This is a genomic window from Paraburkholderia lebeckiae, from assembly GCF_050436325.1.
Taxonomy (GTDB): Bacteria; Pseudomonadota; Gammaproteobacteria; order Burkholderiales; family Burkholderiaceae; genus Paraburkholderia; species Paraburkholderia tuberum.
The window spans coordinates 3916294-3929747 of record NZ_JBNDLZ010000003.1 but is presented as its reverse complement, the minus strand read 5'-3'; the positions used below and the strand labels follow the sequence as shown (position 1 = coordinate 3929747).

Genomic DNA, 13454 nt, shown 5'->3' with positions numbered 1-13454 from the left:
CAGCGTCAGCATCCGCATCAGCATCCGCATCCGCATCAGCGTCCGCATCCGCATCGGCGTCAGCATCAGCATCAGCATCAGCATCAGCATCAGCATCAGCATCAGCATCAGCATCAGCATCAGCATCCGCATCGGCATCCGCGTCGGCGTCGGCGTCGGCATCCGCATCCGCATCCGCATCCGCATCCGCATCCGCATCCGCATCGGCATCCGCATCGGCGTCAGCATCGGCATCAGCATCCGCATCGGCATCCGCGTCGGCGTCGGCATCCGCATCCGCGTCGGCATCCGCATCCGCGTCGGCATCAGCATCAGCATCAGCATCAGCGTCCGCATCGGCGTCCGCATCCGCATCCGCATCCGCATCAGCGTCAGCATCCGCATCGGCGTCCGCATCGGCGTCCGCGTCCGCGTCCGCATCCGCATCCGCATCCGCATCCGCATCCGCATCCGCATCCGCGTCCGCATCGGCATCCGCATCGGCATCCGCATCCGCATCCGCATCGGCATCGGCATCGGCATCCGCGTCGGCATCAGAATCAGCGTCAGCGTCCGCATCGGCATCAGCATCGGCATCGGCATCCGCATCCGCATCCGCATCCGCATCCGCATCCGCATCCGCATCCGCATCCGCGTCGGCGTCCGCGTCCGCGTCCGCATCGGCATCGGCATCGGCATCGGCATCCGCATCGGCATCTGCATCCGCATCGGCATCTGCATCCGCATCGGCATCCGCATCCGCATCAGCATCCGCGTCGGCATCCGCATCCGCGTCGGCGTCAGCATCGGCATCGGCATCGGCATCGGCATCCGCGTCGGCATCTGCATCTGCATCTGCATCTGCATCTGCATCCGCATCCGCATCCGCATCCGCATCCGCATCCGCATCCGCATCCGCATCCGCATCCGCATCCGCATCCGCATCCGCGTCAGCATCCGCGTCCGCATCCGCGTCCGCATCGGCATCCGCATCGGCATCGGCATCAGCATCAGCATCAGCATCCGCATCTGCATCCGCATCTGCATCTGCATCCGCATCTGCATCTGCATCCGCATCCGCATCCGCATCAGCGTCAGCGTCAGCATCCGCATCAGCATCCGCGTCGGCATCAGCATCCGCGTCCGCATCCGCATCCGCATCCGCATCCGCATCGGCGTCCGCATCGGCGTCCGCGTCAGCATCCGCATCCGCGTCCGCATCGGCGTCCGCATCCGCATCGGCGTCCGCATCGGCGTCCGCGTCAGCATCCGCATCCGCGTCCGCATCGGCGTCCGCATCGGCGTCCGCGTCCGCATCAGCATCCGCGTCCGCGTCCGCGTCCGCATCGGCATCGGCATCCGCATCGGCATCTGCATCCGCATCCGTATCCGTATCGTCGTCAACTGCACCCGGCGGCGTCTGTTCATCCACTACAGCAGGAGCGCTGCCGCCATTACCACCACCGCTCGCGGCAGCAATCCCCGCACCCAGCGCGGCAAGCGCGCCTAGGCCCAGGAGGCCGAAGCCCACCAGACCGACACCCGGCGCGGCGACGAGATTCGCGCCGAAACCGTTCAGTTGCGCCGCACCCAGAACCAGAGGCGAGTCCGCGCCATCCACAAGAAAAGCGGCCTCATGATCATCCTCGCCGTCCGCAGCGATATATTCGTGATACGACCCGTCTTCACCCAGGCCGACCAGCTCGCCTTCATTGCCGTAGAAGTCCTCAATGATCAGTTGCGGCTGGTCGAGCTCCGCCCCTTCCAGGCTGACCAGAAGATTCTTGCCGGAGCGTCGCACGGTAATGTTTTCGGGGCCGTGGCCGGTCTTGCTCTCGGCCAGAATGAATTTGCCACCTTTGATGGCGCTTACACGAACGGGAGCGCCTTGCGCGGACCCGCGCAATTCAACAGTCTGCTTGATGGTGCTGCCGTCGACAACGGCCAGCTTCACTGAACTGGTACTCATCATAGTAGTTAGTAGTGCCTCTTTGAGTGCGTATGCTGGTCCACCTGGCCAGCGTATAGATAGAAAACGGCGACATGGCAGTCGCAAGATTGCTGCTCTACCTCCCTCTATTCTTGATGGGTGAGCAATAAAACGAAATATGACGAGTTCGAATTTGACGAGACAGAAACGAGACATTTCTCGGCACGGGAATCGCGAGCAGCGGTGCCTGTGCACGATTGCGTAAGGGCTAAACAGACAGTTGTCCGATGTTTCTCGCCTCTGTGCGCCAGACGCAAAAAGGGCCGCCATCCAGAAAGGAAGGCAGCCCACCGCGACGCCCTGTATCCGGTGCGGCTCTGATCCGCAACACCTAACCGCCGGAGCGCCCGGTCTCCAGCCAGTCAACGAGCGAACCTGCGGACGCGTGCTCCCGCAGTACCGCCGCGTAGCCATCGAACCGGTTCGTCACTTCGCTCACGCTGTTGCCGTAGTGATCGTTCTCCGCAAGGAGCACATCGAGCAGGGTTCGTTTGCCCAGGTGGTACCACTGTTCGAAGAAGGCCTTGCGCACCTGATCGGTTTCAGCGGAGAGTCGTTTGTACTACTCCGCGCGGGCGAGCCCTGATCCGCAGTGCGCGGCTCGTGATGACGCCCGCCGGGCCCGGCTGCATTTGCCGAATGACAGGAACAGAGATCCCCCGGCCTGCATGGCAGGCGCGTAAATGCAAAGGCCGCTTGCTGTCCACCCCGATGGCGGCGTGAGCCACGTCCCCTGCGTAGCCGCCCCGATCAGGGAGGCGTTCCACCCCCGCGCCAGCGTGGAGAATATTGAATGCCGCTGCGATTCCAGATGGTTCAGATAGGCGACGAAACCCGATAAATAGTGCTCGACGTCGTCAATGCGGACCCGGAAGGCATGGTGGCGGATGAAGAAGCTGCCAATGATCCTGCCCGGATTGGCAAAGTACATGGCGAGTTCCGGCCAGAAATGTCATTTAACAAGCGCTGTGCTCGCGCACGCAGTGCATGGAAGAATTTAGCCCTGAATCAACCGCAACTAATCCGTTACAGCCCGAAGATCTGACTGCACGTGACAGTGCCCTTCTTTTTGAAGATTCGTGTCTATCGGCGTTGTTCCGGTAGCCGTGAGCGCTCGCTGCCACTGCTCGATGAACTCACGTTTGCTCGATCGGGACGCAAACACGAACTCATTGAGCTTCCCGTTAAAACATACCTGATCCCTGTCGCGCAACTCTGCATAGGCGAGCAGCACATTGATTGCAGGAATCTCTGTTTGTCTGGTCATCGCGATACTCCCCGTTCTCGGAAGGCCCTCACCGTTTGCCTGGACATGCGGTAAAGGCCGGTAGGTACGCGACCTTCCCGATTCAGGAAGATCGCGCCTCAGGGCTCAACATCAGGGCTCAGCATCCCCCCATGCCTTTATCGGGCCGGGCCCGACAGACTCAGTTGCACCACCACCCGGCGGTTGGGCTCATTGCAGGCAATCTTCTGCTGCATCGTGCCGCTGCAGTCGGCGACCACCGGATCGGAATTGCCCGCGCTTTCCGCGGTGATCTTCTGCGCCGGAATACCCTGATCGATCAGCATCCGGCGAACCGTCATCGCACGCTGCTCGCCAAGCTTCTGCGCCGCTGCGTCCGACCCGATCAGGTCTGCGTGGCCAATCACCGTGACGGCCTCCAGCGATGCGTTCTCGGCGAGAATCCGCTCAGCAAGTCGCGAAATCTCCGCCCGGCCTTTGCCGGTCATGTCGCGATTGCCAGACTTGCCGAAGGCGAACAGCGTGTCGCCCTTGAGCGTGTATTCTTTCGCCGCGACAGGCTGCGCCACCGGGGCTGACGTCACCGGGATCGACGCAGGGTCACACGCCTCCACTGCCGATGCGCGGGAAAGCACGTGCATCTGGGCGCGCATGCCTTGCAACTGGGCTTCGGCTTCGTTGCGCGGCACCATGATCGGTGCGTCATTGCTGCCAGCCGGCGCGACCTTTACGAAGTAGGTCGTGCCGCCCTTCAGTTCAGCGCGGGATCCACCGGTGGTCTTGCCTGTGTACAGCGGTGCATCGTGGATGTACGCGCCCAGCGTGTGTTGGCCCGGCTTGACGCAGAAGATGCTGTAGCCATGGGGCAGCAATGCGGTCTGCAGTTCGCCATCAACGTAGACGTCGGCAGCGGCCGACCGGCCCGCACCCGCGGATGCATCACGGTAGTAGACGATCTGCGCCTGCTGCGGGCCGACCTGGCCAACCGGCGCGTAGGTCTGGCCGAATACCTTGCCCGGCTGTGTGCCGGCGCCGGCCATCGGTCCGGCACCGGATGCGCCTGCCCGGGTAGCCAGCGACTGCTGGTTGGAGAAAGTGTGCTGTGCGACGGCGGGCAAGATGCCGGCTGTCACGAGCAATGCGCCTGCGAGCGCATGCTTCAGGGTTTTATTGAAAGTCATGATCAGTTCGTCAAAAACGGTCCCCCGGGCAGCAGCGATGCTGCTCAGGGAGCCTGATTAAATGGTTGGTGATTCCGGGTCCGCGACGCAGGTCATGCGTCGCGGATCATCCGGAGTTCAGTGGTTAAGCAGCGTCGTATCGACACCGTGCTGTACCAGCAGTTCGGCGTTCAGACCCGAGTGGTAGAAGACGTCATACGCGACGCCGCCCACGGTCGTGGTGCCAGACTGCTGCATCCAGTTGCCGACGTCGCCTCCGTCCGGCAGCAGATCGGACAGGTCGACCTTGTCCCCCGCATTGCCCTTGACCATCACCTGCGTGCGGCCGTCGGCAACGAACAGGTCCTTGCCGCCCAGATCGAGCACATCGCCCAGCGAAAGCCTGAGCGTGTTGTTGCCCGTGCCAGTGATGTCGAACACTTCAATCGACGACAGCTTGCCGTGATGCTCGTTAAGCAGGTCCAAGGTCAAGCCTGCTCCTGACAGCTTCAGCGTATCGATACCGCCTTCGCCATCAAAAGAGACACTGCCACCCTGGAAACTCGCCAAACCTATCGCCTCCGTAAACGCCGGTCCAAGCTCAGGTTGACCGAACTGGAACACGTTGCTCTCATCGTCGCCGACGAAAGGTCCATAGCAGGCATGTAGCCCATTGACAACAGTATCGAAAGAGAAGTCCAGAAGACTAACGCTGTCCTGCGAGAAGCCGAACACCAATTTGACCGTGGCGATCGGCTCGCCGTTTAACGGCGCGTCAAAGTGATAGTCCACGCTGCCAGTACTTGCAGTGATAGCGGTTCTTCCAATCTCGTGTCCTGCTGCATCCAGATACGCTATGTAGTTGCCCGAACCGATACCAACCTTGCTCAAACGGAGCGACACCGAACTTGCGGGGTCTTCGAGCTCGATGTTGATGGATTCCGACACCAATGCCCCCTTCGGCCCGAGCACAAGACCTCTGTCCCCCCCAGACGACGAATAGCCGTTCACCTTAGTTGAGTCCAGAGTAAAGCCGTTGAAGCCGATAAGTTTCTGATCCGCTCCTATACTCCACGTCACAGTTTCAAAGTCCTCATGGTGATGGGTGTTCAAATAGAGATTGCCAGCACCATCAACAAGCCCAACCGCGCTAATCCACGAACCCACTTCCAAGACAAAACAATCCACGACTGCAATCCCCGAGGCGATGTCGGAAGGCGTCAGCTCGTAACCTGATTCAATCGAATTGACGGTCGCGTTGTTATAGATGACTCTATCACCCGCTGCCGCACCTTCAGGCAATACGATCACCAGCTTATTACCACGTACCTCCCACGAGATCGGCGCACCCGGGCCCGTCGTCTCGAGCGCTACATCTTGCGATACCACCTCGCCGCTGTTGCCGTACGCATCGGCCACGCGTGTCTGTATCGTCCAGTCGGCGACGTGCGCCGTATCGTCCTGGAACAACCAGTTTCCCTTATCGTCGATCAACGCGTCGTGCCACGTCTTGCCATCGTCCGTTGAGACCTGAACCATCTCGCCAGCCGCCAGTTCCGCCGTCAGCGAACCCATGATCAGGCGCCCCGCTGAACCGTCATGGGTCAGGAAGTCGACGGTGCCGCTATCCTTGCCCATATAGGTGACATGCGCGAGCACAGGCTCCCTAGGCTCCACGATCACGGTCCACGGCTCCGACGGCCTGCTTTCATTGCCCGCCGGATCGCGTTCCACCACCGTGAACTCATGCTCGCCTTCGTCCAGCGGCGTATCAGGCGTGAAGCTCCAGTTGCCATCCTCGTCGACCTCCGTCTCGCCAACCGGCGTGCCGTTGTCGATCACGACGATCGTGTCACCCGGTTCGCCCTTGCCCACCAGCGTCGGCGTCGTGTCGTCCGTGCTGCCGCCATTGTCCACAGCACCCTGGATCGGACCTTCGTCGTCAATCACTTCGCCAATGACCGGCTGGTCCGGCGGCGTCGTGTCCACGACTACCACGTGCGGCTCCGACGGCCTGCTTTCGTTGCCCGCGGGATCACGCTCCACCACCGTGAACTCGTGCTCGCCTTCGTCCAGCGGCGTATCAGGCGTGAAGCTCCAGTTGCCATCCTCGTCGACCTCCGTCTCGCCAACCGGCGTGCCGTTGTCGATCACGACGATCGTGTCACCCGGTTCGCCCTTGCCCACCAGCGTCGGCGTCGTGTCGTCCGTGCTCTCCCCATTGCCCACCGGTCCCTGAACCAGACCCACGTCGTCAATCACTTCGCCAATGACTGGCTGGTCCGGCGCAGTCGTGTCCACGATCACCACGTGCGGCTCCGACGGCCTGCTTTCGTTGCCCGCGGGATCACGCTCCACCACCGTGAACTCGTGCTCGCCTTCGTCCAGCGGCGTATCAGGCGTGAAACTCCAGTTGCCGTCCTCGTCGACCTCCGTCTCGCCAACCGGCGTGCCGTTGTCGATCACGACGATCGTGTCACCCGGTTCGCCCTTGCCCACCAGCGTCGGCGTCGTGTCGTCCGTGCTCTCGCCATTGCCCACCGGTCCCTGAACCAGACCCACGTCGTCAATCACTTCGCCAATGACTGGCTGGTCCGGCGCAGTCGTGTCCACGACTACCACGTGCGGCTCCGACGGCCTGCTTTCGTTGCCCGCGGGATCACGCTCCACCACCGTGAACTCGTGCTCGCCTTCGTCCAGCGGCGTATCCGGCGTGAAGCTCCAGTTGCCGTCCTCGTCGACCTCCGTCTCGCCAACCGGCGTGCCGTTGTCGATCACGACGATCGTGTCACCCGGTTCGCCCTTGCCCACCAGCGTCGGCGTCGTGTCGTCCGTGCTCTCCCCATTGCCCACCGGTCCCTGAACCAGACCCACGTCGTCAATCACTTCGCCAATGACTGGCTGGTCCGGCGGCGTCGTGTCCACGATCACCACGTGCGGCTCCGACGGCCTGCTTTCGTTGCCCGCGGGATCACGCTCCACCACCGTGAACTCGTGCTCGCCTTCGTCCAGCGGCGTATCAGGCGTGAAGCTCCAGTTGCCATCCTCGTCGACCTCCGTCTCGCCAACCGGCGTGCCGTTGTCGATCACGACGATCGTGTCACCCGGTTCGCCCTTGCCCACCAGCGTCGGCGTCGTGTCGTCCGTGCTCTCCCCATTGCCCACCGGTCCCTGAACCAGACCCACGTCGTCAATCACTTCGCCAATGACTGGCTGGTCCGGCGCAGTCGTGTCCACGATCACCACGTGCGGCTCCGACGGCCTGCTTTCGTTGCCCGCGGGATCACGCTCCACCACCGTGAACTCGTGCTCGCCTTCGTCCAGCGGCGTGTCCGGCGTGAAGCTCCAGTTGCCGTCCTCGTCGACCTTCGTCTCGCCAACCGGCGTGCCGTTGTCGATCACGACGATCGTGTCACCCGGTTCGCCCTTGCCCACCAGCGTCGGCGTCGTGTCGTCCGTGCTCTCGCCATTGCCCACCGGTCCCTGAACCAGACCCACGTCGTCAATCACTTCGCCAATGACTGGCTGGTCCGGCGCAGTCGTGTCCACGATCACCACGTGCGGCTCCGACGGCCTGCTTTCGTTGCCCGCGGGATCACGCTCCACCACCGTGAACTCGTGCTCGCCTTCGTCCAGCGGCGTGTCCGGCGTGAAGCTCCAGTTGCCGTCCTCGTCGACCTCCGTCTCGCCAACCGGCGTGCCGTTGTCGATCACGACGATCGTGTCACCCGGTTCGCCCTTGCCCACCAGCGTCGGCGTCGTGTCGTCCGTGCTCTCGCCATTGCCCACCGGTCCCTGAACCAGACCCACGTCGTCAATCACTTCGCCAATGACTGGCTGGTCCGGCGCAGTCGTGTCCACGATCACCACGTGCGGCTCCGACGGCCTGCTTTCGTTGCCCGCGGGATCGCGCTCCACCACCGTGAACTCGTGCTCGCCTTCGTCCAGCGGCGTATCAGGCGTGAAACTCCAGTTGCCGTCCTCGTCGACCTCCGTCTCGCCAACCGGCGTGCCGTTGTCGATCACGACGATCGTGTCACCCGGTTCGCCCTTGCCCACCAGCGTCGGCGTCGTGTCGTCCGTGCTCTCCCCATTGCCCACCGGTCCCTGAACCAGACCCACGTCGTCAATCACTTCGCCAATGACCGGCTGGTCCGGCGGCGTCGTGTCCACGAGCACCACGTGCGGCTCCGACGGCCTGCTTTCGTTGCCCGCGGGATCACGCTCCACCACCGTGAACTCGTGCTCGCCTTCGTCCAGCGGCGTGTCCGGCGTGAAGCTCCAGTTGCCGTCCTCGTCGACCTTCGTCTCGCCAACCGGCGTGCCGTTGTCGATCACGACGATCGTGTCACCCGGTTCGCCCTTGCCCACCAGCGTCGGCGTCGTGTCGTCCGTGCTCTCGCCATTGCCCACCGGTCCCTGAACCAGACCCACGTCGTCAATCACTTCGCCAATGACTGGCTGGTCCGGCGCAGTCGTGTCCACGACTACCACGTGCGGCTCCGACGGCCTGCTTTCGTTGCCCGCGGGATCACGCTCCACCACCGTGAACTCGTGCTCGCCTTCGTCCAGCGGCGTATCAGGCGTGAAGCTCCAGTTGCCATCCTCGTCGACCTCCGTCTCGCCAACCGGCGTGCCGTTGTCGATCACGACGATCGTGTCACCCGGTTCGCCCTTGCCCACCAGCGTCGGCGTCGTGTCGTCCGTGCTGCCGCCATTGTCCACAGCACCCTGGATCGGACCTTCGTCGTCAATCACTTCGCCAATGACCGGCTGGTCCGGCGGCGTCGTGTCCACGATCACCACGTGCGGCTCCGACGGCCTGCTTTCGTTGCCCGCGGGATCACGCTCCACCACCGTGAACTCGTGCTCGCCTTCGTCCAGCGGCGTATCCGGCGTGAAGCTCCAGTTGCCATCCTCGTCGACCTTCGTCTCGCCAACCGGCGTGCCGTTGTCGATCACGACGATCGTGTCACCCGGTTCGCCCTTGCCCACCAGCGTCGGCGTCGTGTCGTCCGTGCTCTCGCCATTGCCCACCGGTCCCTGAACCAGACCCACGTCGTCAATCACTTCGCCAATGACTGGCTGGTCCGGCGCATCAACATCGGCATCGGCATCGGCATCGGCATCGGCGTCCGCGTCCGCGTCCGCATCCGCATCCGCATCCGCATCCGCATCCGCGTCAGCATCCGCGTCGGCGTCGGCGTCGGCGTCCGCGTCCGCATCAGCATCAGCATCAGCGTCGGCGTCGGCGTCGGCGTCGGCGTCGGCGTCGGCGTCGGCGTCAGCATCCGCATCAGCGTCAGCATCCGCATCGGCATCTGCATCAGCATCCGCGTCGGCATCTGCATCTGCATCTGCATCTGCATCTGCATCTGCATCCGCATCAGCGTCAGCATCAGCATCCGCGTCGGCATCAGCATCCGCGTCCGCGTCCGCATCCGCGTCCGCATCCGCATCAGCATCCGCATCCGCATCGGCGTCGGCGTCCGCATCGGCGTCCGCGTCCGCGTCCGCATCCGCATCCGCATCCGCATCCGCATCCGCATCCGCATCCGCATCCGCATCGGCATCGGCATCGGCATCGGCATCCGCATCGGCATCTGCATCCGCATCGGCGTCCGCATCGGCATCCGCATCTGCGTCAGCATCGGCATCCGCGTCAGCATCCGCGTCCGCGTCCGCATCAGCATCAGTGTCGGCGTCAGCATCCGCGTCAGCATCCGCATCCGCATCCGCATCCGCGTCAGCATCCGCATCAGCATCAGCATCCGCGTCGGCGTCGGCGTCGGCGTCAGCATCCGCATCGGCGTCGGCGTCGGCATCCGCATCGGCATCCGCATCCGCGTCGGCATCCGCATCCGCGTCGGCGTCCGCATCCGCATCCGCGTCAGCATCCGCATCCGCATCCGCATCCGCGTCGGCATCAGCGTCAGCGTCAGCATCCGCATCCGCGTCGGCATCAGCATCTGCATCTGCATCCGCATCCGCATCCGCATCCGCATCAGCATCAGCATCAGCATCCGCATCCGCATCCGCATCGGCGTCAGCATCCGCATCAGCATCCGCATCAGCATCCGCATCAGCATCAGTGTCGGCGTCGGCGTCAGCATCCGCGTCAGCATCCGCATCCGCATCCGCGTCAGCATCCGCATCCGCATCAGCATCCGCATCGGCATCCGCGTCGGCATCAGCATCCGCGTCAGCATCCGCATCCGCATCCGCATCCGCATCCGCGTCGGCATCCGCGTCCGCGTCCGCATCTGCATCCGCATCAGCATCTGCATCAGCATCAGCATCTGCATCAGCATCAGCGTCCGCATCCGCATCGGCGTCAGCATCCGCATCGGCGTCAGCATCCGCATCGGCGTCAGCATCCGCATCGGCGTCAGCATCAGCATCCGCGTCGGCGTCAGCATCCGCATCAGCATCAGCATCCGCGTCGGCGTCGGCGTCAGCATCCGCATCGGCGTCGGCATCCGCATCGGCATCCGCATCCGCGTCGGCATCCGCATCCGCGTCGGCGTCAGCATCGGCATCCGCGTCAGCATCCGCATCCGCATCCGCGTCGGCATCAGCGTCAGCGTCAGCATCCGCATCCGCGTCGGCATCAGCATCCGCGTCCGCATCCGCATCCGCATCCGCATCGGCGTCCGCATCGGCGTCCGCGTCCGCATCCGCATCCGCATCCGCATCGGCGTCCGCATCCGCATCCGCATCCGCGTCCGCATCGGCATCTGCATCCGCATCGGCATCCGCATCTGCGTCAGCATCGGCGTCCGCATCGGCATCCGCGTCAGCATCCGCGTCCGCGTCCGCATCGGCATCCGCGTCGGCATCAGCATCCGCGTCGGCATCCGCATCCGCGTCGGCATCCGCATCCGCATCCGCATCCGCATCCGCATCCGCATCGGCGTCCGCATCGGCGTCCGCGTCCGCGTCCGCGTCCGCATCCGCATCCGCATCCGCATCCGCATCCGCGTCCGCATCGGCATCTGCATCCGCATCGGCATCCGCATCTGCGTCAGCATCGGCGTCCGCATCGGCATCCGCGTCAGCATCCGCGTCCGCGTCCGCATCGGCATCCGCGTCGGCATCAGCATCCGCGTCGGCATCCGCATCCGCGTCGGCATCCGCATCCGCATCGGCATCGGCATCGGCATCGGCATCCGCATCCGCATCGGCGTCCGCATCGGCATCCGCATCTGCGTCAGCATCGGCGTCCGCATCGGCATCCGCATCCGCGTCCGCATCCGCATCGGCATCCGCATCGGCGTCAGCATCCGCGTCGGCATCGGCATCGGCATCCGCATCCGCATCAGCATCCGCGTCGGCATCCGCATCCGCGTCGGCGTCAGCATCGGCATCGGCATCGGCATCGGCATCGGCATCGGCATCGGCATCGGCATCGGCATCGGCATCGGCATCAGCATCCGCGTCGGCATCTGCATCTGCATCGGCATCTGCATCAGCATCCGCATCCGCATCCGCGTCAGCATCGGCATCCGCATCGGCATCGGCATCGGCATCGGCATCGGCATCTGCATCAGCATCAGCATCAGCATCAGCATCAGCATCAGCATCAGCATCCGCGTCCGCATCTGCATCTGCATCTGCATCCGCATCCGCATCCGCATCTGCATCTGCATCTGCATCTGCATCTGCATCCGCATCCGCATCAGCGTCAGCATCCGCATCAGCATCCGCGTCGGCATCAGCATCCGCGTCCGCGTCCGCATCCGCATCCGCATCCGCATCCGCATCGGCGTCCGCATCGGCGTCCGCGTCAGCATCCGCATCCGCGTCCGCATCGGCGTCCGCATCGGCGTCCGCGTCCGCGTCCGCGTCGGCGTCCGCGTCCGCATCGGCATCCGCATCGGCATCTGCATCCGCATCGGCGTCCGCATCCGCATCGGCATCCGCGTCCGCGTCCGCGTCCGCATCTGCATCCGCATCTGCATCTGCATCTGCATCTGCATCTGCATCCGCATCAGCGTCAGCATCCGCATCAGCATCCGCGTCGGCATCAGCATCCGCGTCCGCGTCCGCGTCCGCATCCGCATCCGCATCGGCGTCCGCGTCAGCATCCGCGTCCGCATCGGCGTCCGCATCGGCGTCCGCATCGGCATCCGCATCGGCATCGGCATCGGCATCTGCATCAGCATCAGCATCAGCATCCGCGTCCGCATCTGCATCTGCATCTGCATCCGCATCTGCATCCGCGTCGGCATCAGCATCCGCGTCCGCGTCCGCGTCCGCATCCGCATCCGCATCCGCATCCGCGTCCGCGTCGGCGTCCGCGTCCGCATCGGCATCGGCATCGGCATCCGCATCGGCATCTGCATCCGCATCCGTATCGTCGTCAACTGCACCCGGCGGCGTCTGTTCATCCACTACAGCAGGAGCGCTGCCGCCATTACCACCACCGCTCGCGGCAGCAATCCCCGCACCCAGCGCGGCAAGCGCGCCCAGGCCCAGGAGGCCGAAGCCCACCAGACCGACACCCGGCGCGGCGACGAGATTCGCGCCGAAACCGTTCAGTTGCGCCGCACCCAGAACCAGAGGCGAGTCCGCGCCATCCACAAGAAAAGCGGCCTCATGATCATCCTCGCCGTCCGCAGCGATATATTCGTGATACGACCCGTCTTCACCCAGGCCGACCAGCTCGCCTTCATTGCCGTAGAAGTCCTCAATGATCAGTTGCGGCTGGTCGAGCTCCGCCCCTTCCAGGCTGACCAGAAGATGCTTGCCGGAGCGTCGCACGGTAATGTTTTCGGGGCCGTGGCCGGTCTTGCTCTCGGCCAGAATGAATTTGCCACCTTTGATGGCGCTTACACGAACGGGAGCGCCTTGCGCGGACCCGCGCAATTCAACAGTCTGCTTGATGGTGCTGCCGTCGACAACGGCCAGCTTCACTGAACTGGTACTCATAGTAGTGCCTCTTTAAGTGCGTATGCTGGTCCACCTGGCCAGCGTATAGATAGAAAATGGCGACATGGCAGTCGTAAGAATGCTGCTCTACCTCTATTCTTGATGGGTGAGCAATAAAACGAAATATGACGAGTTCGAATTTGGACGA

Annotated in this window: 7 protein-coding genes; 2 read left to right on the top strand and 5 right to left on the bottom strand. The window is 63.7% G+C overall.

Going from position 1 to position 13454, the window contains the following annotated elements:
• The first annotated feature begins 1615 nt into the window (after positions 1–1615).
• Positions 1616–1936 carry a hypothetical protein gene (locus tag OKW44_RS36165; RefSeq protein ID WP_018417430.1) on the top strand — a complete coding sequence of 107 codons (321 nt, stop codon included), beginning with the start codon at positions 1616–1618 and terminating at the stop codon, positions 1934–1936.
• 364 nt (positions 1937–2300) lie between these two features.
• Here the strand turns inward: OKW44_RS36165 and OKW44_RS36160 are convergent, their stop codons facing one another.
• From OKW44_RS36160 to OKW44_RS36140, 5 genes are all read right to left on the bottom strand, one after another.
• Complete coding sequence (locus OKW44_RS36160; protein ID WP_018417429.1) at positions 2301–2501, bottom strand: hypothetical protein; 201 nt, start codon at positions 2499–2501, stop codon at positions 2301–2303.
• 30 nt (positions 2502–2531) lie between these two features.
• Entirely contained in the window at positions 2532–2900 is a 369-nt protein-coding gene (locus tag OKW44_RS36155; protein ID WP_018417428.1) for a hypothetical protein, read from the bottom strand.
• Between the two features lie 87 nt (positions 2901–2987).
• Positions 2988–3236 carry a hypothetical protein gene (locus OKW44_RS36150; protein ID WP_280785173.1) on the bottom strand — a complete coding sequence of 83 codons (249 nt, stop codon included), beginning with the start codon at positions 3234–3236 and terminating at the stop codon, positions 2988–2990.
• A gap of 137 nt (positions 3237–3373) precedes the next feature.
• Positions 3374–4333: an OmpA family protein gene (locus OKW44_RS36145; protein WP_429412424.1), complete on the bottom strand. Its 960-nt coding sequence runs from the start codon at positions 4331–4333 to the stop codon at positions 3374–3376.
• Positions 4334–4513: 180 nt separating this feature from the next.
• Positions 4514–9343 (bottom strand): Ig-like domain-containing protein, encoded by a 4830-nt coding sequence (locus OKW44_RS36140; RefSeq protein ID WP_280785262.1) that lies wholly within the window; start codon positions 9341–9343, stop codon positions 4514–4516.
• On the opposite strand from OKW44_RS36140, the gene OKW44_RS36135 reads away from it, so the two are divergent.
• Complete coding sequence (locus tag OKW44_RS36135) at positions 9242–13294, top strand: hypothetical protein (RefSeq protein WP_429412423.1); 4053 nt, start codon at positions 9242–9244, stop codon at positions 13292–13294. The genes OKW44_RS36140 and OKW44_RS36135 overlap by 102 nt on opposite strands.
• The last annotated feature ends 160 nt before the right edge of the window (positions 13295–13454 follow it).

Excerpts from the sequence above, each read along its gene's own strand:
- OKW44_RS36165 (WP_018417430.1), top strand. The coding sequence starts at position 1,616 with ATGATCATCCTCGCCGTCCGCAGCGATATATTCGTGATACGACCCGTC.
- OKW44_RS36155 (WP_018417428.1), bottom strand. The coding sequence starts at position 2,900 with ATGTACTTTGCCAATCCGGGCAGGATCATTGGCAGCTTCTTCATCCGC.
- OKW44_RS36150 (WP_280785173.1), bottom strand. The coding sequence starts at position 3,236 with ATGACCAGACAAACAGAGATTCCTGCAATCAATGTGCTGCTCGCCTAT.